Here is a 23,821-nt window from a genome sequence, read left to right as displayed (position 1 = left end):
GCGGGTCCGCCTTTCGCGTGTTACGCAGAGAACACCCCTGTAGAACCTCGTACACATACGTACGCACCTGGAGGCACACACCATGACCACCTTCGTGGACCGCGTCGAGCTGCACGTCGCCGCGGGTAGCGGGGGCCACGGCTGTGCCTCCGTCCACCGTGAGAAGTTCAAGCCCCTCGGCGGGCCGGACGGCGGTAACGGCGGGCGCGGCGGGGACGTGATCCTCACCGTCGACCAGTCGATCACCACGCTGCTCGACTACCACCACTCCCCGCACCGCAAGGCCACCAACGGCAAGCCCGGCGAGGGTGGCAACCGCTCCGGCAAGGACGGGCAGGACCTCGTCCTGCCGGTGCCGGACGGCACCGTCGTGCTGGACAAGGCGGGCAACGTCCTCGCCGACCTGGTCGGTCACGGCACGTCGTACGTCGCCGCGCAGGGCGGCCGGGGCGGACTCGGCAACGCGGCGCTGGCCTCCGCACGGCGCAAGGCGCCCGGGTTCGCGCTGCTCGGCGAGCCGGGGGACCTGCGGGACGTCGTCCTGGAGCTGAAGACCGTCGCCGACGTGGCCCTCGTCGGGTACCCGAGTGCCGGCAAGTCATCGCTGATCTCGGTGCTGAGCGCCGCCAAGCCGAAGATCGCCGACTACCCCTTCACCACGCTCGTGCCCAACCTCGGTGTCGTCACGGCCGGTTCGACGGTCTACACGATCGCCGACGTGCCCGGTCTGATCCCCGGCGCCAGCCAGGGCAAGGGCCTGGGCCTGGAGTTCCTGCGGCACGTGGAGCGGTGCAGTGTGCTCGTGCACGTCCTCGACACCGCGACGCTGGAGTCGGAGCGTGACCCGGTCTCCGACCTCGACATCATCGAGGAAGAGCTGCGGCAGTACGGCGGGCTGGACAACCGGCCGCGCATGGTCGTCCTGAACAAGATCGACGTACCGGACGGCAAGGATCTGGCCGAGATGGTGCGCCCCGACCTGGAGGCGCGCGGCTACCGCGTCTTCGAGGTCTCGGCCGTGGCGCACATGGGCCTGAAGGAGCTGTCCTTCGCGCTCGCCGAGCTCGTGGCGCAGTCGCGGGCCGCGAAGCCGAAGGAAGAGGCCACCCGGATCGTGATCCGGCCCAAGGCCGTGGACGACGCCGGCTTCACCGTGACGCAGGAGGCCGACGGACTGTTCCGGGTGCGGGGCGAGAAGCCCGAACGCTGGGTGCGCCAGACCGACTTCAACAACGACGAGGCTGTCGGATACCTCGCGGACCGGCTCAACCGGCTCGGTGTCGAAGCGGAGCTGATGAAGGCGGGCGCCCGAGGCGGCGACGGCGTGGCCATCGGCCCCGAGGACAACGCGGTCGTCTTCGACTGGGAGCCGTCCATGACGGCCGGGGCCGAGATGCTCGGCCGCCGTGGTGAGGACCACCGGCTCGAAGGGGAGCGGCCGGCCGCGCAGCGCCGCAAGGACCGGCAGGCCGAGCGGGACGAGGCGCAGCAGGAGTTCGACGACTTCGAGCCGTTCTGAGTTAACAAACAGCAAATTCGCAACGGACTTCGGTGCAACCAAGTCGTTCTTCGGTGAGTCGTACAGGGTGGCGCCGGTGGGGATCTTGTTCCCCATCGCGCTGTAACTGCCCAGCGGATCAACGGAGTTGACGTGCCTCAGTCCATGAGTAAGCGCAGGGTCGGCCGAGCGGTCGCCGCGGCCATCGCCGTCGTCGCGGCCGTGACCACCCCGGTGGCCGCCGCGCACGCGGCCCCCGCCGCACCGACCGCCCCGTCCGTCGCGAAGAAGCTCCAGGACGACTTCAACGGTGACGGCTACCAGGACCTGGCCGTCGCCGCCCCGCGCGGCAAGGTCGACGGGCAGGCCCAGGCCGGGTACGTGGCCGTCGTGTACGGCTCGGCCAAGGGCCTCGACCTCACGCGCAAGCAGGTCATCAGCCAGAACACCCCGGGCATACCCGGTACCGCGGAGACCAACGACGACTACGGCGACGGTCTCGCCGCCGGTGACCTGGACGGCGACGGCTACGCCGACCTGGTCGTGGGCGCCCCGGGCGAGAGCGTCGGGGAGGTCACCTACGCCGGTACGCTCGCCGTGCTGTGGGGCGGGAAGCAGGGCCTGTCCGGCGGTACCGCCGTCGCCACCGGCACCGAGGAGGACCGGGTCGACCCCGAGACCCCGGCGCTCGGCGACTTCAACGGCGACGGACAACTGGACCTCGCCACCGGCAACCGCCTGCTGTACGGGCCGTTCGACCGCACCACGGGTGCCGCCAAGAGTCGGACCCTGGCCATCGAGCCCGCGTACGTCACGGACGACGTGGCCGCCGGCGACGTCGACCACGACGGCATCACGGACCTGGTCGCGCTCATCCACGACGTCAGCGACGACGACATGCACGACCCCGACTACAGGCACCGGCGCGCGGTCTTCCTGCGGGGCACCCGTGACGGCCTGAGCGCTCCCGCCCCGGTGAACAACCCCGACGGCACGCGCATGCGCGGCGGCGAGAGCCTCGGTGTCGGTGACGTGGACAAGGACGGGTACGCCGACCTCGTCATCGGCCGCCCGAACGACGGCTTCGGCGAAGTCGACCTCGACGACCCGCTGTTGAAGGGCGGTCAGATCGGCGTGGTGCACGGCTCGGCCGGCGGACCCGACACCTCCCGTACGACGATCATCACGCAGGAGACCCCGGGTGTGCCCGGCAGTTCGGAGTGGTCCGACGGTTTCGGCGGGAGCATCTCCGTCGGCGACGCCAACGCCGACGGCTACGCGGACGTCTCCACCGGCAGTTCGAGCGAGGACCTCGGGGAGGTGTACGCGGCCGGTCAGGTCACCGTCCTGCGCGGCGGCAAGAAGGGGCTCACCGGAGACGGCGCCTACAGCATGAACCAGAACACCAAGAACGTCCCGGGCACGGCGGAGCAGAACGACTTCTTCGGCGGCGACACCAACCTGCTCGACGTCAACGGTGACGGCCGGGCCGAGCTGTTCGCCGGCGCCACCGGCGAGAACCGGGACGGCGGCGTCTGGGCGTTCCCCAACCCGCTGAACACCCCCACCGCGACCGGCTCGGTCAGCTTCGGCGCGGGCACCCTGGGCACGGTCAAGAGCGGCTCCTCCCTCGGCAGGGGTTTCGCTCGCTGACCCGTTACTGATCACCTGTCAGACTCGCCCCGGCAACGGCTTGTTCCGATGCTGCGGCGAGTCTCTCTTTGTCTGCTTAGTTGTCATGTACGTGAACCCCGGCGTTCAGCGGGCGGACTGCCCGCGAGCGTGAAGCTTCCCCGTGTCCATGTGGCCAGCGAGGTAAGGGAGTCAGCCGATGACCGGAGCAGTATCCCCCGACCGACGCCGCTTTCTGACCGCGGGTGCCGCCGTGCTCGGTGCCGCGGCCTCCGCCCAGCTGTGGCTCCCGGCCGCCGCCCGCGCGGCGGAGACGCCGCTGCCGGACGGTGTGTTCAGCCTCGGCGTCGCCTCGGGCGACCCGCTCCCGGACGGCATCGTGCTCTGGACCAGGCTCGCCCCGGACCCGCTGAACGGCGGCGGCATGCCCGACCGGGTGGTGCCGGTGGAGTGGCAGCTCGCGGAGGACCCCCGGTTCAGAAAGCCCGTCCGACGGGGCACCGCCCAGGCCCGGCCCGAGTACGGGCACACCGTTCATGTGGACGTACGCGGACTGCGCGCGGACCGTACCTACTGGTACCGCTTCCGCACCAGCGGGCAGCTCTCGCCCGTCGGCCGCACCCGTACCGCGCCCCACCCCCACAGCTCCGGTGGCTCCCTGCGCATGGCCCTCGCCTCCTGTCAGAACTGGCAGCACGGCTACTTCACGCCATACGCGGACATGCTCGAGCAGGACCCGGACGTCGTGGTGTTCGTGGGCGACTACATCTACGAGTCCACGCCCTCGGCGACGGCCCTGCGGCGGCACGAGGGCACCGGTGAGCCGTTCAGCCTCGTCCAGTACCGCAACCGGTACGCCCAGTACCGCACCGACCCGGACCTCGCGGCGATGCACGCCAACGCGCCCTTCGTGGTGACCTTCGACGACCACGAGGTGGACAACGACTTCGCCGGCGAGATCCCGCAGGACCCGGACAAGCAGCCGCACGACGCGTTCGTGGCCCGGCTGACCGCGGCGTACCAGGCGTTCTACGAGCACATGCCGGTCCGTGCCACCGCCGTTCCGGACGGACCGCACATCCGGATGTACCGCCGCCTGGAGTTCGGCCGGCTGGCCCGGCTCAACGTCCTGGACACCCGCCAGTACCGCAGCGACCAGGCCACCAGCCAGGAAGGCGCCCAGGACCCCTCGCTGACCATGCTCGGCGCGCGGCAGAAGCAGTGGCTGCTGAACGGGCTGCAGAACTCGCCCGCCCGCTGGAACCTCATCGCCTCCCAGATCATGATGGCCGAGACCGACCTCAAGGTCGGCGAGGGCAAGCTCTGGTTCTACGACGCCTGGGACGGCTACCAGGCCGAACGCAACGCGTTCCTGGATGAGTTCCGGCAGGTCCGCAACCCCGTGGTGCTCTCCGGGGACCGACACCTGACGATGATCAGCGACCTCAAGGAGGACTACGCCGACCCGGACTCGCAGGTCGTCGGCGCCGAGTTCGTCGGCACCTCCATCTCCAGCAACGGTGACCAGGACCAGGAGGCCTTCCGCAAGGAGTGGGACCCGCGACGCCCGGACAACCCGCACTGGAAGCTGCTCGACGCGCACCGCGGCTACCACCTCTTCGACGTCCGCCGTGGCGGCATCGACGCCCTGGTCAGAGTGGTCGACACGGTGCGCCGGCCCACGGCGACCCCGAGCACGCTGGCCCGGCTGAGGGTCGAGGCGGGCCGACCGGGCGTCGAGGTCGTCTGACCCGGCCCGTGAGCCGCGTGAGCCCGGGACTCGTCGGAGTCCCGGGCTCGTCGCCGTACGGGGCGGGAGGACGGGGTGAGAAGTCCGACCCGGGTTTGCGGCGTATTGCTCTCGCCGAGACCGAAATGCTGCGGAATCGCAACCAGGAATTCCGTGGCAATGAGCTGCCGGGAGAGCCGTATTCGCGGCCGGCCGTCATGAAGAACGCGTGCAGCCGTGCGCACCGGGAAGCGGGGATCCGCGCACCCGGGACCTGCGTGTCCTGCCCCGCGGGCGGCGGGCGCGGTACGCGGGGCACCCTCAAAGCGCGTACCGTGCACTGGACATCGTCCGAGGAACCCGTGAAGGTCCCCGGTCACCGCTGTCCCGTGCGGCTCCGCTGTCGCTGAGCTTCTGTGCAGTTACTCACAGCGCAATTTCCCGGGGCTCGCGCGACCGTCCGCAATCACCAGTGCCGTCAGGTGAATGAGAGGTGGCGCGCACATATGCGGTGGAGGGCGCTCACCTTGCATCGCGGTAACCACAAGTGGGACCATTTCCGAGTTCCCTGTCGCCCCAAGGTAGGTCACCTGTGTCCCAGCACATAGCCAAGCCCCGTACCACCGCAGTGATCCTGGCCGGTGGCACCGGTCAGCGCGTGGGTCTGTCGATCCCCAAGCAGCTGCTGAAGATCGCCGGCAAGGCAGTCATCGAGCACACGCTGACCACCTTCGAGAACGCCGACTCGATCGACGACATCATCGTGCTGATGGCGCCCGGTTACGTGCCCGACATCGAGAAGATCGTCGCGAAGGCCGGTTTCAAGAAGGTCTCGAAGGTCATCGAGGGCGGCTCCACACGGAACGAGACCACCGAGCGCGCCATCGCCGCGCTGGGTGAGGGCCTGGCCGAGGGCGAGGACGCCAACGTCCTCTTCCACGACGCCGTGCGCCCCCTGCTCTCGCAGCGCGTCATCGACGACTGCGTCGTCGCACTGGAGCGCTACCAGGCCGTCGACGTGGCCATCCCGTCCGCGGACACCATCATCGTCACGCGCACGCACGGCGAGGACGGCGAGTTCATCACCGAGATCCCGGACCGCTCCCGGCTGCGCCGCGGCCAGACGCCGCAGGCGTTCAAGCTGTCCACGATCAAGCGGGCCTACGAGGTCGCCTCCGGCGACCCCAACTTCCAGGCCACCGACGACTGCTCCGTCGTGCTCAAGTACCTGCCGGACGTGCCGATCCACGTCGTCGCGGGCGACGAGTACAACATGAAGGTCACGCAGCCCGTCGACGTGTTCATCGCCGACAAGCTGTTCCAGCTGGCCTCCACCGCCGCGCCCGAGCAGGTCTCCGAGGAGGCCTACCGCGAGCTGCTCACCGGCAAGACCATGGTCGTCTTCGGCGGCAGCTACGGCATCGGCAAGGACATCGCCGAACTCGCCGAGTCCTACGGCGCCAAGGTCTACGCGCTGGGCCGCTCCACCACCGGTACCCACGTGGAGAACCCGGAGGAGGTCGACGACGCCCTGTCCAAGGCGTACGCCGAGACCGGCCGCATCGACTACGTGGTCAACACCGCCGGCGTGCTGCGCATAGGCAAGCTCGCCGAGACCGACAACGCCACCATCGAAGAGGCGCTGAAGGTCAACTACCTCGCCCCGGTGCAGATCGCCCGGTCGTCGTACAAGTACCTCTCCGAGACCAAGGGCCAGTTGCTGCTCTACACCTCCAGCAGCTACACCCGGGGCCGCGCCGAGTACAGCCTGTACTCCTCCACCAAGGCCGCCATGGTGAACCTCACCCAGGCCCTGTCCGACGAGTGGGCCGGCGACGGCGTCCGCGTCAACTGCATCAACCCCGAGCGCACCGCCACCCCGATGCGCACCAAGGCTTTCGGCCAGGAGCCCTCGGGGACCCTGCTGTCCTCCGAGGCCGTGGCCCGTACCTCCCTCGACGTGCTGCTCTCCGAGCTCACCGGCCACGTCATCGACGTCCGCCAGCAGGACCCGACGGCCGGCGCGGCCCGGGCATCCGGCTTCGAGCAGGCCCTGGCCACGGTGCTGGACCGGCAGGACGGCGTGTAATAATTGGCGCCAAATAGACTTCAGTAATTCAGGCCTCTGCGCCCTCCTGATAACGGGTTTCCGTGTACAGGTGGTTTCGCAGGGGCCTGAATCCATACAGTCCCGCGAATATTCACAGACCAGCCGCATTCTCGAACCAAGACCGGCACACCCCTCCCAAGAGCAGGTTTCTCCGTGATATCCACCGCTATTCGCGTCGCCCGGGTGGGCAGCGCGGCCGAGCTGGCCGCGGCGGTCCTCATGGTGGCGGGCTTCCCCGCCCTCATGCTGGCCGCGCTCGTCCCGAGCGTTCCCGCCTTCGCGGCAGCGGCCGCCGTGACGTACCTGGCGGACCACTATCTGCACCGCAAGGGCAGCTATCTGATCAACCGCCTCGGCAAGGTGCGGGCGGGCCTGTCGATCCGCTTCCTGATCCGGCAGCTGCTGCTCGTCCTGCTGCTGGCCCGGCTGTCCCTCGCGGACAACCTGATCTACTACGGGGCGATCGCCTGCTTCATCGCCTTCTACGGCCTGCAGGCCCCGCACGGCGCGCTGGTGCAGCTGATCCGCAACCGCCGCCGCATGCCGGTCGCCACCCGCAACGTCGACCTGGCCTCCCGGATCCGCATCCCGGACGCCCCGCCGCGCAAGCTGCTGCACCGTTCCGCCGAGAAGATGCTCCACCTCGACCTCGCGGCCGTCGTCGGCATCCTGCTCGCCGCCCAGGTGAAGTCGGCCCTGATCGGCTTCATCGGCATCGGCATCACGGTGGCCCTGGCCACCCTGTACGTCCTGACGCTCGTGCCGTTCGTGCGCGGCCGGAAGATCCCGCCGAGGGCCGAGACGGTTCTGGCCGCCGTCGACGACTGGCTCGGCGAGTACAAGCCGGAGACGGTCCTGTACTTCTCCGGTTCGAAGGACTCCGCCTACCAGGTCAACATGTGGCTCGACACCATGGAGAAGCTGGAGTCGAAGCCGCTGATCATCCTGCGTGAGCGGGCCATCCTGAACAATCTGGCGCCCACCACGGTCCCCGTCATCTGCGTGCCCGGAGGGGTGCACCTGATGAACATGGACCTGTCCACGGTGCGCGTCGCGCTCTACGCGGCCAACGTGGGCAAGAACATCCACATGCTGCGCGTGCCCACCATCAAGCACGTCTTCATCGGCCACGGCGACAGCGACAAGCTCGCCAGCGTCAACCCGTACAGCAAGGTCTACGACGAGGTGTGGACGGCCGGCCGCGCGGGCCGCGACCGCTACGCCATCGCCGACGTCGGTGTCCGCGACGACGACATCGTCGAGGTCGGCCGCCCGCAGCTCGCCCCGATCCAGACCTGGCAGGGCGTGCCCGAGGGGCGCATCCCCACGGTCCTGTACGCCCCCACCTGGGAGGGCTGGGACGGCAACCCCGGCAACACCTCCGTCGTGCTGGCCGGCGAGAACATCGTGCAGCAGCTGGTGCAGGCCGACCCGCCGGTCCGCGTCCTGTACAAGCCGCACCCCTTCACCGGCAACGTCAGCAAGGAGGCCGGCGCCGCGCACCGGCGGATCACCGCCCTGGTGCAGAAGGCCGCCGCCGAGCGGGCCATCAACCCCCGGTTCGTCGCCGACACCGCCGCCCAGGCGCAGGCCAAGGCCGAGCTGGACCGGATCCAGGCCCGGCTCGCGCAGCTGTCCGGCTCCCGCGGCGACCGTGGCGACGAGGCCGTGGCCACCCGTGACGGGCTGGTCGACGTCGCCCGGCACGAGGAGGTCGCCCGGCTGCGCGCCGAGTGGAACGACGCCTACTGGCGGTCCTTCCCGTCCTGGGAGCACCGCGTCATCACGGGCGCCGAGCCGCGGCTGTACGACTGCTTCAACGTCTCCGACGCGATGGTCTCCGACATCTCCAGCGTGGTCTCCGACTTCATCGCGAGCGGCAAGCCGTACGCGGTCACGGACTCCGCCGGGGTGGGCGTCGAGGAGTTCAAGCGGAACAACACGGCGGTGCGTGCCGCGGTGATCCTTTCCAACAGCGCGGACGAGCTGGGCGAGTTGCTCGGCGCGGTTCGCGCCCCGGACACCGACCCGCTGGCCGAGGACCGCAAGGAGCTCAAGCAGTACCTGCTGGGCCCGGACGAGCCGACCTCGCTGGAGCAGTTCAACACCGCCGTGGCGAACCTCGCCCTCAAGGCCGAGACCCGCAACGTCGGCCAGCAGTCACGGGACGCGGCCGCCCTCGCGGAGACCGAGGCCGAGCTGGCGAACGCCGTGCCCGGGCAGCGGATGTCCGCCGCCGGTGACACGGACGGTGTCGGCACGGCCTGAACCACCGCCGCCGAGCGAAGAGTTCGGCCCCGGGGAGTCATCCTCGGGGCCGGACTCTTTCTCTTTTCCGCAGCCTGTCGAAGCACTGTGTGACGTGTCCCACTAGTACGGGTGTGGTAGGCAACCGCTTGCCGCGATCACCCGTCTATCAAGTAGCGAATGAGGCGATACGGAGGGAATATCCCGTTGACTAGGGGGAAACGTGACCGTGACGCAGCCTGATGTGAGTGTGATCATCGGTGCGTACGAAGCGATGCCGTATCTGATCGAGTGCCTCTCGTCCGTCGAGGCACAGACCATCGATCCGACGCGCGTCGAGGTCATCGCGGTGGACGACGGTTCGACGGACGGAACGGGGGAGTACCTGGAGGAGTTCGCCGAGCGGGCTCCCATGCACGTCCTGGTGATCCGTCAGGAGAACTCCGGCGGCCCCAGCGGCCCGCGCAACGTCGGTCTGGGCAAGGCCACCGGGCGCTACGTCTTCTTCCTCGACGCCGACGACCGGCTGGGTCCCGAGGCCCTGGAGCGGATGGTCGCCATGGCGGACCGGGCCGGCACGGACGTGGTGCTCGGCAAGGTCGAGGGAGTCAACCGCTCGGCGCCGAAGTCCATGTGGGGCAAGACCGTGGAGCGGACGGACGTCTTCTCCTCCAACATCAAGTTCACGCTCAGCGCGCAGAAGCTGTTCCGCCGCGCCCTGCTGGACCGGCACGGCATGCGCTTCGACGAGTCGCTGTTCACCGGCGAGGACGCGCTGTTCACCATGGAGGCGTATCTGCGGGCGGACGGCGTCTCCGTGGTCGCCGACCACACCTGCTACTACCTGGTGGGCCGCGACGACGGCAAGCACGTGACCAAGAGCGGCAGTTACACGCTGCGCTTCGACTCCGCGCGGGCCCTGATGGAGCTCATCGCCGAACTCGTCCCCGCGGGCGGCCGGCGCGACCAGCTGATGGTCCGGCCCTTCCTCATCACGCTGCTGCCGCAGTTCGGGCCCAAGTACCTGACGGACAGCGAGGAGATACGGCGGCACAAGTTCGAGCTCGCCAAGCCGCTGATGGACACCTACTGGACCGAGGGCGTCGCCCAGCGCCTCAAGGTCCACGAACGGCTGCGGCTGCACCTGGTCGCCGAGCAGCGTCCCGAACTGCTCCTGGACGTCGTGAAGTTCGTCAAGAGCAAGAAGCAGGCGGCGGCCCTCCTGGAGAGGAAGGGCCGCCGTGTGTACCTGGCCTACCCGCACTTCCGGGACCGCGCCGCCGGCGTCCCCGACTCGGTCTACCTCGCCGAGCCCCGGGAGGCCCGCGCCTTCCCGGGGTACCGCGAGGGCGGCGTCGACACGTTCATGCGCCGGGCGGTGCGCAAGGCCCGCAGGGTGCTGACGTCCCGGGAGGTACGGCACGCTGCGTGACCGCAGCTGACGTCCGCGGAGATGCCGGGTGTGCCGTCGCTCAGCGTGGTGCGGTCGGGAGCGCGGTCCCGGTGCGCTGACCGGGCACCGCGGCCAGTCGCTCCGTCACCCGGGCCCGGTGCTCCCGGGCCTCCGCGCTCAGCGCCCGGACGGCCTCGTTGAACCGCTCCTGCGACGTCGGCTCCGCCGGGCCCAGCAGGCGCAGCTTCAACTCGGCTCGCGCCTCGGCCAGTTCGTCGTGCTCCGGGTGCCGGACCGTCTCCAGCAGGCTCGGCACACCGGCGGCGTCCGGCGTCAGCACCGTCGCCGCCACCACCGTCGGGAACGCCGCACGGAAGGCCTCCTCGGACAGCCCGCTGGTGTTGGCCACCGCGTACGGCTTCTCGCTCGCCAGGAAGTCGCTGATCACGCTCGACACATCGCTGATCAGCAGGTCGGCCACGTTGAAGCAGGAGTACAGCGCGGGCCGGGCGTCCGTGACGATCTGGTGCTCACCCGGCGGCAGCGAGGCCCAGTACGCCTCCTCCCACGCGGCCGTCGCCCGTGCCACCGCCTCCGCGCGGCCCGGCTCCGGCGCCGACTGCACCAGCATCCGCTCCACGGTGTCGGCCCCGGAGCGGAACACCGACGTGGTGAGCCGGTCCAGCTCGGCGGTGCGGCGGGCGAGTTCCGCGCCGTCGGAGGGGCGCGTCACCGCCCGCTCCCGGTTGGCCGCCCGGATCAGCTCCCGGATGCGCAGATCGGCCGCGCCCGCGCGCGGATCCACCGAACCCGTCAGCGGATGCGGCTTGTACAGCAACCGCACGCCCGGGTCCGCGAGCAGCGCCCGCACCAGGTTCTCCCCGGCCTCGATCACCGACGTGTTGCCGGGGTTGCCGTCCCAGCCCTCCCAGGTCGGCGCGTACAGCACGGTCGTCCAAGGCCCGGCGGGCGGTCCTGCGTAGGGCAGCACGCCGTCCAGCTGCGGCCGGCCCGTCTCCACCACGTCCTTGTCCTCGACCCCGACCTCGGCCAGCGCGTACCGCTCGCGCGCGGCGGGCCCGGCCACCCACACTTCGTCGTACGCCTTCGCGTACGGGTTGCACGAGGACAGCTTGTCGCTCTCGCCGTGGTTGACGAAGGTGTGCCTGATGGTGGGGATGCGCAGCACCTGGGAGGTCTTGCCGGAGTTCGACGGGTGGATGAGGACCTGGAGCGTGGAGTGCTCCAGGCGCATCAGCGTCGACACCTTCGGCAGGCAGACGATCGGGATGTCCGTCGCCGCGATCTTCTGCACCATGAACCGCTCGCGCAGGATGATGACCGGCCTGCCCTCGAGGCCGGCGAGCGGCTCCAGCCACATGTTGGCCTGGTAGGCCGAGGCGGCGCCGCCGGAGAAGTACAGGCCGGCGGTCGGCCGGTACGCGGCCAGCCATGCGTCGAACCACTCGAGCACCTCCTGCTCGTCCGCCGGACGACGGCTCGGCAGCAGCCGCAGAAGCAGCGCGCCGAGGCCGGTCAGCCCGAGGGCGAGGGAGAGCGCGATGCCCGCCGCCGCGTACACCGGACGGTCGCCCGGCACGCCGGCCAGCAGCCCGGCCGTCGCCGGCAGGCCGAACACCAGCAGCCGGTGGCCGGGACGGCGCAGCAGCAAGGACGGGGCCGGGGACAGCCGCAGCGCCGAGGCGTCGATGTTCCGGGTCACCACCGGCAGGGTGCGGGTGCGGCGCACCAGCACGGAGACCGCCTGGATCGCGCAGTGCAGGGCGTAGCAGGCGAGCAGCCCGGCCACCAGCGGCGCGTACACCGTCTCCCGGTCCTGCTCGCCCAGCCGCAGCAGGGCCACGACCAGCAGCAGGTCCCGTACGACCTGGCGCACGGTGATGTCCGCGTGCGCCTTGGCGAACAACGACAGCACCCCGCGCTGCCACCGGTGCAGGACGCCCTCGGTGGCCAGGGAGACGACCGTCGCGGCGAGCAGCAGGGGGACGTGGGGCAGCAGCGCCGCGACCGCCTGGGCGGCGAACGCGGCGGCCAGGACGACGGCGACCAGCCCCTTGAGGAGGGCCTGCTGACGGGGGAGAGGTACGGGCACTGCGGTCACTCCAGGAGCGTCGGGTCGGCGCATGTCGGCCGTCCGGGTTAACGCGCGGCGGCCTCCCGACGACACGCGCGTGTCGCCGGGGCGTGGGGGTGGTTGCCATCCGGCGTGTCGTCGGACCGTAGCGGAAGATCGTGTTCCTGTCGCGGGCGGGGCCGAAGAGACGGCAGACCGGCCTCCTGTCGTGGGGCGGGCCGGAGGGGGGTGGTCGCGCTCCCGTGACGCGGACGGCACCGTCCGTAGCGTGGACCGGCGCCGCGCCCCGTCCGGCCGTCCCGTAGATTTCCTGGTGAGGGAGCTCATCGACGCGAGGGGACGGACGGCGACGTGGCAGGGGCAAGGCAGGCCGTGGGCGAGGCCCGCAGGATCGTCGTCAAAGTCGGGTCCTCCTCGCTGACCACCGCCTCGGGCGGCCTGGACGCGGACCGCGTGGACGCGCTGGTCGACGTCCTCGCCAAGGTCCGCAGCGGCGGAGAGCGCGAGATCGTCCTGGTCTCCTCGGGTGCCATCGCCGCCGGCCTCGCCCCGCTCGGCCTGCGCCGCCGCCCCAAGGACCTCGCCCGCCAGCAGGCCGCCGCCAGCGTCGGCCAGGGCCTGCTGGTCGCCCGCTACACCGCCTCCTTCGCCCGCTACGGCGTTCGCGTCGGGCAGGTCCTGCTGACCTCCGACGACATGAGCCGCCGCTCGCACCACCGCAACGCCTCGCGCACCCTCGACAAGCTGCTCGCGATGGGCGCCTTCCCGATCGTCAACGAGAACGACACCGTCGCCACGGACGAGATCCGCTTCGGTGACAACGACCGCCTCGCCGCCCTGGTCGCCCACCTCGTCCACGCCGACCTGCTGGTCCTGCTGTCCGACGTGGACGGCGTCTACGACGGGGATCCCGCGAGGCCCGGCACCTCCCGCATCGGCGAGGTGCGCGACCCCTCCGACCTCGCGGACGTCGAGATCGGCAGCACGGGCAAGGCCGGCGTCGGCACCGGCGGCATGGTCACCAAGGTCGAGGCCGCCCGTATCGCGGCCGCCGCCGGTGTCCCCGTCGTTCTCACCAGCGCCGTCCATGCCGCCGACGCGCTGACCGGCCAGGACACCGGCACCTTCTTCCACCCCACCGGCAAACGCTCCGCCGACCGGCTGCTGTGGCTCCAGCACGCCTCCACCCCGCAGGGCGCGCTGACCCTGGACGACGGCGCCGTGCAGGCCGTCGTGGACCGCCGCAAGTCGCTGCTGCCGGCCGGTATCGCCGCAGTCGAGGGTGAGTTCAGCGCCGGCGACCCGGTCGAGCTGCGGGACGGCACGGGGCACGCGGTGGCCCGGGGCCTCGTCAACTTCGACGCCAAGGAGATCCCCCGGCTGATCGGCCGCTCCACCCGGGAACTGGCCCGGGAGCTCGGACCCGCGTACGAACGCGAGGTCGTACACAGGGACGACCTGGTGGTCCTGCACCCTTAATGTGTCGAAACGTCCGCCACCGGTGGTGGACGTTCCGCAAAACCGCCACGCGATCCCTTGCGGCCTGCTCAACTTTGTCTCGGGGACCTATCCCGCAGCAGCGCCGTGCAAAGGAGGCCGTCGTGAGACGAGTGCGCCCTGGGACTCAGGCGTCCCGCGGTGGTGCCGGCTCCCGCGCGGCCGGTGAGGAGCGCGCCCTGACCAGCGTGGCGGCCGGGGACCGGTTCGAGGGCGAGGAACCCGTGGACACCCCGCGCCTGTGGCACGTCACCCTCAGCGTCTCCGGCAAGGAGGCCCCGCTCCCCGAGGTCCGGCGCGCTCTGGAACAACTCGCCCACGACCACCCGTTCTTCCTGACCAGCCGCTACGCCGTCGACCACGCCGAGATCCGCTACTGGGAGGAGGCCCGCGACCTGCACGACGCGGCCGCCGTCGCCCTGCGCCTGTGGGGCGAGCACCGGCAGACCGCCGGGCTGCCGCCCTGGGAGATCGTCGGCCTGGAGGTCATCGACCGCGCGACCTACCACCAGCGCATCGCCGAGGGGTACGGTCCGCCACCGGCGTCCCCGGTCGGCGTCCACCCGTTTTGACCCGTTCCACGAAGTGTCTCGCGCTGTGAAACGAACGATGAACCGAGCCGCCCGGCGCACTACCCTTCCCTCATGACCACGCTCTCTCCGTACGACTCCATGTCCCCGGTCACCGAGGCCGCCTACCGCGCCAAGGCCGCCGCCGCGGCCCTCGCGCCGCTGCCCCGGGCCGAGAAGGACGACGCGCTGCTCGCCATCGCGGACGCGCTGGAGGTCCGTGCGAGCGAGATCGTCGAGGCCAACGCCGAGGACGTCGCCAAGGCCCGCGAGGCCGGGATCAGCGAAGGCATGATCGACCGGCTCACGCTCACCCCCGAGCGGATCCGCGCCATCGCCTCCGACGTACGCGACGTGGCCGCGCTGCCCGACCCGGTCGGCGAGGTCGTCCGCGGCTCCACGCTGCCCAACGGCATCGACCTGCGCCAGGTCCGGGTGCCGCTCGGCGTCGTCGGGATCATCTACGAGGGCCGGCCGAACGTCACCGTCGACGCCGCCGCCCTCTGCCTGAAGTCCGGCAACGCCGTCCTGTTGCGCGGCTCCTCCTCGGCGTACCGGTCCAACACCGCCCTCGTGCGTGTCCTGCGCGACGCCGTCGGCGGGGCCGGACTGCCCGCCGACGCCGTCCAGCTCGTCCCCGGCGAGAGCCGCGACAGCGTCCGCGAGCTGATGCGCGCCCGCGGCCTGGTCGACGTCCTCATCCCGCGCGGCGGCGCCTCCCTCATCAACACGGTCGTCCAGGAGTCCGTCGTCCCGGTCATCGAGACCGGCACCGGCAACTGCCACGTCTACGTCGACGCCCAGGCCGACCTCGACATGGCCGTCGAGATCCTGATCAACTCCAAGGCCCACCGGGTGGGCGTCTGCAACGCCGCCGAGACCCTCCTGGTCCACCAGGACATCGCCGCGGAGTTCCTGCCCCGCGCCCTGGACGCCCTCGCGGAGGCCGGGGTCACCGTGCACGCCGACGAGCGCGTGCAGGCCCACGCCAAGGACTCCAAGGCCACCGTCGTCGAGGCGACGGCCGAGGACTGGGAGACCGAGTACCTGTCGTACGACATCGCCGCCGCGGTCGTGGACTCGCTGGACAAGGCCGTCGAGCACATCCGGCTGTGGACCTCCGGCCACACCGAGGCCATCGTCACGACCTCCCAGCAGGCCGCCCGCCGCTTCACCCAGCTGGTCGACTCCACCACCGTCGCCGTGAACGCCTCCACCCGCTTCACCGACGGCGGCCAGTTCGGCTTCGGCGCCGAGATCGGCATCTCCACCCAGAAGCTGCACGCCCGGGGCCCCATGGGCCTGCCGGAGCTGACCAGCACGAAGTACATCGTCACCGGGGACGGGCACGTACGGCGCTGAGCCGTGCCGACCGGGGAGTACGGGTATGCGCGCCGTCGCATGCCGGTGCAGGGTCACCCGGGTGGCGTAGACGCGTACGGGAGGAGTGCCGGGCGGGCGTGCGCCCTCCGGCGCCCCGTGGAAGCCGTCTCGACCGGCGGATGAATTTCCATACCGTCTGCCCAAAAAGACCCCCCAGGTCTACTCTGGATCCGTGCCGGAGGACGTGGGGGGCACGCCGTTTCCGGACGGCCGGGAGCCCGACGACGACCACGACCGCGGGGTGTCGGACGAAGAGTTCGCCTCCGTGGTCTTCGACGAGGCCTTCGTAAGCGCGGCCGTGGTGCACGAGCCGACCGCGGTGGAGCGCCTCCTGGCCGCCGCGCAGGCGAGAGCCGAGGCCTCCGAGGCCGAGGCGCGCCGCGCCCACACCAGAGGCGAGCGCTACGACGACGGGTACGGCCCGGACGGGCGGGGCGGGTTCGGTCATGATTCCGACCTCGACGAGCTCCACGACCCCGACATCCTCGAGGACCACTACGGCGGCACCGGGCCGTACTCCAAACAGGTCCGCTGGCACCGCCCCGTCGCCTGGCTGCTCGCCCTCGTGATGGGCATCGGCATGGTCGCCCTGGCCTTCACGGCGGTCTACCGGGGTGCGTCCTCCAACCGTGAGGAGCCCGCGCCGCCGCCCGCGTCGACCGGGCTGGAACAGGGCAGCGCGGTGGCCCCCTCGGCTTCCGCCGAGCACTCCCCGCCGGCCGTCTCGGTGATCCCCCACGGCCCCTGACCGGAACCCGCCCATCTTGGTGAGAACCTGTCAGAACTTGTGGAGCAGCCGGGCGTTTACCCGAGCTTCCGGCGACCTACCCTGAAGATATGGGCGGGCCTGGAAACCCACCTGAGGGGACTCCGGAGGGCGCCCCCGGAGGTGGAGAGGACGAGTACCGATCCGTCGTGTTCGACGAGTCGTTCGTCCGTGCTGCCCGCCTCCAGGAGTTCTCCGCGCAGGAGCGCATCGCCGACCACGCCCCCGCAGTCCGACGCCGCCCGCCGCTGCGCCGGGGCCTGTCCCGGCAGGCCCTGGTCCTCGTCCTGCTGATCGCCGTCGCCTTCGGCACCGCGATCTACATGGGCGTCCGGCACCCCTACCAGGCGCCCGCCGCCCGGGAGGCCGTCGAGCCCCTGCGGATGACCGTCATCCCGCTCGCCCCCGAGGGCAAGGTGCCCGGCACGGCAGATCCCGCCTACCTGTACGAGCACAGCCCCGCCGCACAGTTCCGGACCGGCGCGGAGGGAGTGCCCCTGCCCGCCTCGCGGCGCACCGCGCACTTCTCGGACAGCCAGGTCGTGAGCGCCCTGACCACCGCCAAGGACTACATCGTCCGCTCGGCCCTGGACCCCGAGGTCCTCACGGGCGGTGAGGTGCGCGCCGTCCGCGTGCTGCTCGACCCCGACCAACTGGACCAGTTCGACCAGAGCTTCGCCCGCCCCACCGCAGACGGACGCCACGCGCCCACCGGCTGGCTGGTGCGCTTCGACCCCTCACGCGCCGAGCTCGCCGACCGGAAGGTCCGGGTCCAGGGCACGCTGCAGGCCGCCGAGGCCAACGCGTCGACGCTGGAGGTCACCGCCGACCACACGTTCGTGTACGCGCTGCGGGCGGCCGGGGCCGGTGACAAGGACGACGTGTCCCTCTTCACCCTCCGGCGTGAGCTGCACTTCCGCTTCGACCGCGAGGACCTGCGGCTGCACCAGGCCCAGCTTCTGGTCTCCTACGTCCAGGCCGGCCCCCTCTCCTGCGCCGAGGACTCCACGAACCACCTCCGGCCCCTCCTGGCCGGCCAGACGGCCAAGGAGGGCGGCCCCGCGGGCACCGACCCCTACGCCACGGGCGGCGCGACGGCCCTGTGCGGCACTCTGGCGACGAGCGCGCAGCCGAAGGCGTGAGGGGCACCCGAGAGGGCCGACGGGCCGGTGGGCGGCCTTGTGGCGGCTAGCTTTCGTCGCGCGGCGGCCGGTCGTCACCCGACGGGTCCGACGGGTCCGACGGGTCCGTCTCCGGCCCCTGAGGAGGCTTGGGGGGCGCGGTCGTGAAGCCGTTGAAGCCGCGGCGGACCCGGTCGCCCAGGTCGCCCGCGCCGCCCGCGAGGTCCGTGACCAGCTTCATCAGCGGGTCCTTGGAGCTCTTCACGTGGGAGGTGTAGTGGTTCGCCGAATCCCGCCAGGAGTCCCGGACCGAGGTGTCCTTGTCCTCGTCCCGCCGCGCGTAGTGGCCGTCCATGATCCGCTGGAAGTCCCGCGACTCCGCCCACTTCTTCAGCTCGGCCGCCCGCACGGTGGTGAAGGGGTGGGAGCGGGGCAGCACGTTCAGGATCTTCAGTACGGAGTCCCGCAGGTCGCCCCCGGCCTCGTACTCCTCGGCCTGGGCCAGGAACGCGTCCACGTTCATCTCGTGCAGGTGGTTGCCGCCCGCGATCTTCATCAGACCCCGCATCGAGGCCTGCAGGTCCTGCCCGACCAGCAGGCCCGCGCGGTCCGCGGACAGCTCCGACTTGCGGAACCACTCCCGCAGCCCGGTCACGATCGCCATGATCGCGAGATTGCCCAGGGGGATCCAGGCGACCCGGACGGCGAGGCTCGTCAGGAACAGCAGGATCGTCCGGTAGACGGAGTGCCCGGACAGCGCGTGCCCGACCTCGTGCCCGACGACCGCCCGCATCTCCTCCTCGTCCAGCAGCTCGACGAGACCGGTCGTGACGACGATGATCGGCTCGTCCAGGCCGATGCACATCGCGTTCGGCTGCGGGTCCTGGTTCACGTACATCGGCGGGACCTTCTCCAGGTCCAGGATGTAGCAGGCGTCCCGCAGCATCACGTTCAGATGGGCGAACTGCTGGTCCGAGACCCGCACCGAGTCGGACAGGAACAGCAGCCGCAGACTGCGCTCGGGCAGCAGACCGCTGAGCGCCTTGAACACCGTGTCGAAACCGCTCAGCTTGCGCAGTGCCACCAGAGCGGAACGGTCGGCCGGGTGCTCGTACGTACGCGAGGAGATCCCGGGGAAGCGCCTGCGCTGCCTGCTCGGCACTCGCTCGTGCCCGTGGTGCTCGTGGCCGTCGGACATGTCTTCCCCCATGCGTCTGGTGTGACCTTTGCGGCCCTTTGTGCGGCCTTTTGCTTCCCCGAGGCAGAGCCCAGCCTAGGCGGAGTTACGGTGGTCGGGCAGTACAGCGAAGGAGACCACCGCCATGGACCACCACCCCGCGACCGCCTGGCTCGCCGAGGCCGCGAGCGCCGCCGAGGGGGAGGGGCCGGGGTTGCTGCGGATCGTGCTGATCGTGATGATCCTGGGCTGTGCGCTGACCGCGTGGTTCCTGCTGCGTGGCTACAGACGGAAGGACGACTGAGGCCACGCGAAGGTTCCCCGCCGGGCTTCGGGGCCGGGCCCGGCGGCGGCACGTGGCAGCGCCCGCGGGACGAACAGGCGGAGTCGGGGTGATCGCGCGACGGGCGCCCGCTTACGATGAGCCGACGTCTTTAACCCGCCCACACGCGATAGGTCCTGCCGAAGATGAGCTTCCACAGCACCGCTGCCCAGTTGGTCACCCTCGCCGCCGAGGGCGAGGAGCACGGCGGAAACCACGAGAGCCTCAGCCCCTACCTCACCGGCGGCGGCGCGCTCTTCGTCCTGCTGCTCCTGCTGTGGATCACCACCCGCTTCAACCGCGACCGCTGAGACCGGCGGGGCATCCCGCCGAGGATGCCCGGGGGACCACGGGGGCGGCCGGAGCCCTCAGGCAGGGCCGGTAGGGTCTGCACGCATGGGAGAGCAGGACATGCCTACCGGTCCGGCGAACGAGACGCCGCACGACCCGGCACAGGAGACGGCGAGCGGCACCGAGCGACACTCGGAGCCCCGCCGTGCCTCCGCGACGGCCCCCCGCACCGACGGCACCGGTGAGGGGCCTTCACGGCCCGGCAAGCGCCGGCTCGGCGTCATGGGCGGCACCTTCGACCCGATCCACCACGGGCACCTGGTGGCGGCCAGCGAGGTCGCCGCGGCGTTCCACCTCGACGAGGTGGTCTTCGTCCCGACCGGCCAGCCCTGGCAGAAGAGCCACCGCAGCGTCTCCCCGGCCGAGGACCGCTACCTGATGACGGTCATCGCGACCGCCGAGAACCCGCAGTTCTCCGTGAGCCGCATCGACATCGACCGGGGCGGTCCCACCTACACCGTGGACACCTTGCGCGACCTGCGCGCGCTCAACCCCGACACGGACCTGTTCTTCATCACCGGCGCCGACGCGCTCGCCCAGATCCTCACCTGGCGGGACAGCGAGGAGCTGTTCTCCCTGGCGCACTTCATCGGGGCCACCCGGCCGGGCCACCAGCTGGACGATTCCGGACTCCCGGAGGGCGGTGTCTCGCTGGTGGAGGTTCCCGCCCTGGCGATCTCCTCCACCGACTGCCGCGCGAGAGTCGCCAAGGGCGATCCGATCTGGTACCTGGTGCCGGACGGCGTCGTGCGCTATATCGACAAGCGCGAGCTGTACCGCGGCGAGTGAGCCGAGAGGGGCACCGGTGAACGACCGATACGACGCGGGGGCCGCGGACCACGGCGCCGACCAGTACGAGCTCGTCGGCTACGACGAGTACGGCCGGCCGGTCTACCGGCAGGTCCAGACCCAGCAGCAGACGTACGACCCGTACGCCCAGCAGTACCAGCAGGGCTACGGCTACGACCCGTACGCGCAAGCGGCGCAGCAGCCTCCGTCCGCGTACGGCCACGGCACGGGCGAGCCCGCCTCCGACTACGGCTCCTACGATCCGTACGGCACCGCCCCGCAACAGGGCGGACCCGCGCAGGGCGCCCCGCACGACCCCTACGGCCAGGCCACCGCCGCCGGCTCCACCGGCCGGCAGCCCCGCGTCGCGGAACAGCCGGCCCAGCAGACCGCCCACATCCCGCAGCAGGCCGGCCCGGCCCACGACCGGGACACTCCCGCCGAGCCGCAACGGGATTACCACACCGAGCAGTTCGCCTTCGTCGAGGAACCGGACACCAACTCCGAAGACGTCATCGACTGGCTCAAGTTCACCGAGAACCGAACCGAACGCCGCGAGGAGGCCCGGCGCCGGGCCCGCAGCCGGATCGTCGCCCTGGGGGTCGTCCTCGCGCTCGTCGCCGCCGGCGGCGTCGGCTGGCTCTGGTACGCGGGGAAGCTGCCCGGCCTGTCCTCCGAGGACTCCAAGGCCGGCACGGCGACGGCCGCGGGTGCCCAGAAGCGCGACGTGATCGTCGTCCACCTGCACGACACCAAGGGCGGCGGCACCTCCACGGCCCTCCTCGTCGACAACACCACCACCCAGCGGGGCACCACCGTCCTGCTGCCCAACTCCCTCGCCCTGACCAGCGACGACGGCACCACGACGACGCTCGCCAAGTCGGTCGAGGACGACGGCTCCGACGGCACCCGCGACGCGCTCGACACGGTCCTCGGCACCGACATCGAGGGCACCTGGCGCCTGGACACCCCCTACCTGCAGAACCTCGTCGACCTGGTCGGCAACATCGACGTCGACACCGACGCCGACGTCCCCGACCCCGCCGCCAAGAAGAAGGGCGAGGCCCCCCTGGTCAACAAGGGCCAGGACCAGACGCTCAGCGGCAAGATGGCGGTCGCCTACGCCACCTACCGCGCTCCCGGTGAGGCCCAGAACGCCCAGCTGGAGCGTTTCGGGCAGGTCATGCAGGGCGTCCTGCGCAAGATGTCCTCCGACCCGCAGGCCGCCACGACCACCATCCAGACGCTCGCCCAGATCCTCGACCCGTCCCTCACCGACAAGGACCTCGGCACTTTCCTCGCCGGGCTCTCCGACCTCGCCAAGGGCGGCGACGTCAAAACCGATCTGCTGCCGGTCCAGAACGACGGCACGCTCAGCGCCCAGGCGAGCGCGGGGGTCGTCAAGAACGTCCTCGGCGGCACCGCCAAGAGCCCCGACAAGGACGCCGCCGTCAGCGTCGCCGTCCAGAACGCCACCGGCGTCAAGGACAACACCGAGAAGGCCCGCGTCGTGCTCCTCAACGGCGGCTTCACCTTCCTGGAGAGCGGCACCGCCGCCGCCCGGGCCGCCTCCGAGGTCGTGTACGCCGACGCCGCCGACAAGGCGAACGCCGCCGAGGTCGCCAAGACCCTGGGCCTGCCCGCGGGCTCCGTCACCAAGGGCAAGATCTCCGCGAGCGCCGACGTCTCCGTGGTCCTCGGCCAGGACTACGAGCCGTCCGCCGGCTAGACGGCGAGCGCCGACGTCTCCGTGGTCCTCGGCCAGGACTACGAGCCGTCCGCCGGCCAGACGGCGAGCGCCGACGTCTCCGTGGTCCTCGGGCAGGACTACGAGCCGTCCGCCGGCCAGACGGCGAGCGCCGACGTCTCCGTGCTCCTCGGCCAGGACTACGAGCCGTCCGCCGGCTGGGCGGCGGGAGCGCGCTCCCCATGCGATCGCCGTTATCGCGTGGGGGGCCCGCGGCGGTCCGTGAGACCCTTGGGTGTCAAGTGTCCGCCGACCGAAAGCCATGCAGTGACCGTGACCGACCGCTCTCACGAGCTGATCAACACCGCCGCCCAGGCGGCCGCCGACAAGCTGGCCCACGACATCGTCGCCTACGACGTCAGTGACGTGCTGTCCATCACGGACGCCTTCCTGCTGGCCTCCGCACCCAACGACCGCCAGGTCAAGGCGATCGTCGACGCGATCGAGGAGCGCCTCTCGAAGGAACTCGACGCGAAGCCGGTGCGCCGGGAGGGCGACCGCGAGGCCCGCTGGGTCCTGCTCGACTACGTCGACATCGTCGTCCACGTCCAGCACAGCGAGGAGCGCGTCTTCTACGCCCTGGAGCGGCTGTGGAAGGACTGCCCCGAACTGGAGCTGCCCGAGGAGGCCAAGGCCACCCGGGGCAAGGCCGAGGAGCACGCCAAGCTGCGCGCGGCCGAGGAGGAGGCGGAACTGGACGGTGACTGGCGGTGACCCCCTCCAGTGATGCGTCCGCCGGGAAGGGCCGTGGCCGTCGCATCATCCTCTGGCGGCACGGCCAGACCTCGTGGAACGTCGAGCGCCGCTTCCAGGGCAGCACGGACGTCGAGCTGACCGAGACCGGCGTCGCCCAGGCCCGCCGCGCCGCCCGGCTGCTCGCCTCCCTGAAGCCGGACGCCATGGTCGCCTCCGACCTGCGGCGCGCGGCGGCCACGGCCGCCGAGCTCGCCACGCTCACCGGCCTCGACGTCACCCACGACGAGGGGCTGCGGGAGACCTACGCGGGCGTCTGGCAGGGGCTGACGCACGACGAGATCATCGCCCGGTACGGCGAGGAGTACGCCGCGTGGAAGCGCGGCGAGCCCGTCCGCCGCGGCGGCGGCGAACTGGAGACCGAGGTCGCCGACCGCGCCGCGCCCGTGGTGCTGCGGCACGCCGAGAAGCTCCCGGACGACGGCACGCTCGTCGTGGTCAGCCACGGCGGCACGATCCGCACCACCATTGGCCGCCTCCTCGGCCTGGACCCCCGCCACTGGGAGAGCCTCGGTGGACTCTCCAACTGCTGCTGGTCCGTCCTCGGTGAAGGCGCCCGCGGCTGGCGTCTGCTGGAGCACAACGCCGGCACCCTGCCGGAAGCGGTGCTCGGCGACGACGACTGACCCCGGATTTCACTTT

The 23,821-nt window shown here is 71.1% G+C and carries 19 protein-coding genes; 17 read left to right on the top strand and 2 right to left on the bottom strand.

Annotated elements, in window-relative coordinates:
- Window positions 1–82 precede the first annotated feature (82 nt).
- The 6 genes from obgE (at window position 83) to ACZ7EG_RS02720 (ending at window position 10,648) form a co-directional block, all read left to right on the top strand.
- Window positions 83–1,519, top strand: coding sequence for a GTPase ObgE (obgE, locus tag ACZ7EG_RS02745; RefSeq protein WP_471071212.1), 1,437 nt, complete (start codon window positions 83–85; stop codon window positions 1,517–1,519).
- Between the two features lie 144 nt (window positions 1,520–1,663).
- Complete coding sequence (locus ACZ7EG_RS02740; RefSeq protein WP_471071210.1) at window positions 1,664–3,151, top strand: VCBS repeat-containing protein; 1,488 nt, start codon at window positions 1,664–1,666, stop codon at window positions 3,149–3,151.
- A gap of 178 nt (window positions 3,152–3,329) precedes the next feature.
- Window positions 3,330–4,880: an alkaline phosphatase D family protein gene (locus ACZ7EG_RS02735; RefSeq protein WP_471071206.1), complete on the top strand. Its 1,551-nt coding sequence runs from the start codon at window positions 3,330–3,332 to the stop codon at window positions 4,878–4,880.
- A gap of 571 nt (window positions 4,881–5,451) precedes the next feature.
- Entirely contained in the window at window positions 5,452–6,948 is a 1,497-nt protein-coding gene (locus ACZ7EG_RS02730) for a D-ribitol-5-phosphate cytidylyltransferase (protein WP_471071203.1), read from the top strand.
- Between the two features lie 174 nt (window positions 6,949–7,122).
- The gene (locus ACZ7EG_RS02725; RefSeq protein WP_471071199.1) at window positions 7,123–9,237 is read left to right on the top strand and encodes a hypothetical protein; all 2,115 of its coding nucleotides are present in this window, start codon (window positions 7,123–7,125) and stop codon (window positions 9,235–9,237) included.
- Window positions 9,238–9,439: 202 nt separating this feature from the next.
- Window positions 9,440–10,648, top strand: coding sequence for a glycosyltransferase family 2 protein (locus ACZ7EG_RS02720; RefSeq protein ID WP_471071197.1), 1,209 nt, complete (start codon window positions 9,440–9,442; stop codon window positions 10,646–10,648).
- 40 nt (window positions 10,649–10,688) lie between these two features.
- On the opposite strand, the gene ACZ7EG_RS02715 is transcribed toward ACZ7EG_RS02720, so the two are convergent.
- Window positions 10,689–12,755, bottom strand: coding sequence for a hypothetical protein (locus tag ACZ7EG_RS02715; protein ID WP_471071194.1), 2,067 nt, complete (start codon window positions 12,753–12,755; stop codon window positions 10,689–10,691).
- A gap of 321 nt (window positions 12,756–13,076) precedes the next feature.
- Here ACZ7EG_RS02715 and proB point away from each other — a divergent pair, with 321 nt between their 5' ends.
- The 5 genes from proB (at window position 13,077) to ACZ7EG_RS02690 (ending at window position 18,061) form a co-directional block, all read left to right on the top strand.
- A complete protein-coding gene (gene proB / locus ACZ7EG_RS02710) occupies window positions 13,077–14,183 on the top strand; it encodes a glutamate 5-kinase (RefSeq protein ID WP_471072442.1) in 1,107 nt (368 codons plus the stop codon).
- A gap of 131 nt (window positions 14,184–14,314) precedes the next feature.
- A complete protein-coding gene (locus ACZ7EG_RS02705; protein WP_351632845.1) occupies window positions 14,315–14,773 on the top strand; it encodes a hypothetical protein in 459 nt (152 codons plus the stop codon).
- A 72-nt stretch (window positions 14,774–14,845) separates the two neighbouring features.
- A complete protein-coding gene (locus tag ACZ7EG_RS02700; RefSeq protein ID WP_471071191.1) occupies window positions 14,846–16,132 on the top strand; it encodes a glutamate-5-semialdehyde dehydrogenase in 1,287 nt (428 codons plus the stop codon).
- 193 nt (window positions 16,133–16,325) lie between these two features.
- Entirely contained in the window at window positions 16,326–16,901 is a 576-nt protein-coding gene (locus ACZ7EG_RS02695) for an SCO2584 family spore wall biosynthesis protein (protein WP_471071188.1), read from the top strand.
- 89 nt (window positions 16,902–16,990) lie between these two features.
- Window positions 16,991–18,061 carry an SCO2583 family membrane protein gene (locus ACZ7EG_RS02690; RefSeq protein WP_471071185.1) on the top strand — a complete coding sequence of 357 codons (1,071 nt, stop codon included), beginning with the start codon at window positions 16,991–16,993 and terminating at the stop codon, window positions 18,059–18,061.
- Window positions 18,062–18,107: 46 nt separating this feature from the next.
- Here ACZ7EG_RS02690 and ACZ7EG_RS02685 read toward each other — a convergent pair whose 3' ends face one another.
- On the bottom strand, window positions 18,108–19,238 hold the full coding sequence (locus ACZ7EG_RS02685; protein ID WP_471072438.1) for a M48 family metallopeptidase: 1,131 nt from the start codon (window positions 19,236–19,238) through the stop codon (window positions 18,108–18,110).
- Window positions 19,239–19,362: 124 nt separating this feature from the next.
- Between ACZ7EG_RS02685 and ACZ7EG_RS02680 the strand changes: the two genes are divergently transcribed.
- The 6 genes from ACZ7EG_RS02680 to ACZ7EG_RS02655 all read left to right on the top strand — a co-directional run bounded on the left by ACZ7EG_RS02680 (window position 19,363) and on the right by ACZ7EG_RS02655 (window position 23,805).
- Complete coding sequence (locus ACZ7EG_RS02680; RefSeq protein ID WP_471071181.1) at window positions 19,363–19,521, top strand: hypothetical protein; 159 nt, start codon at window positions 19,363–19,365, stop codon at window positions 19,519–19,521.
- A gap of 164 nt (window positions 19,522–19,685) precedes the next feature.
- Window positions 19,686–19,850, top strand: coding sequence for a hypothetical protein (locus ACZ7EG_RS02675; protein ID WP_192583393.1), 165 nt, complete (start codon window positions 19,686–19,688; stop codon window positions 19,848–19,850).
- An 85-nt stretch (window positions 19,851–19,935) separates the two neighbouring features.
- Window positions 19,936–20,679: a nicotinate-nucleotide adenylyltransferase gene (gene nadD, locus ACZ7EG_RS02670; protein WP_471071177.1), complete on the top strand. Its 744-nt coding sequence runs from the start codon at window positions 19,936–19,938 to the stop codon at window positions 20,677–20,679.
- Window positions 20,680–20,695: 16 nt separating this feature from the next.
- A complete protein-coding gene (locus ACZ7EG_RS02665) occupies window positions 20,696–22,408 on the top strand; it encodes an LCP family protein (protein ID WP_471071174.1) in 1,713 nt (570 codons plus the stop codon).
- Window positions 22,409–22,693: 285 nt separating this feature from the next.
- Window positions 22,694–23,140 (top strand): ribosome silencing factor, encoded by a 447-nt coding sequence (gene rsfS / locus ACZ7EG_RS02660; RefSeq protein WP_471071171.1) that lies wholly within the window; start codon window positions 22,694–22,696, stop codon window positions 23,138–23,140.
- Window positions 23,137–23,805, top strand: a complete 669-nt coding sequence (locus ACZ7EG_RS02655; protein WP_471071168.1) for a histidine phosphatase family protein — start codon at window positions 23,137–23,139, stop codon at window positions 23,803–23,805. The genes rsfS and ACZ7EG_RS02655 overlap by 4 nt, the downstream gene beginning before the upstream one ends.
- Window positions 23,806–23,821 lie beyond the last annotated feature (16 nt).

The organism is Streptomyces sp. NPDC037100, from assembly GCF_055606225.1.
Note: the sequence above shows the minus strand (reverse complement) of the source record. Positions and strands in the feature narration are given on the sequence as shown.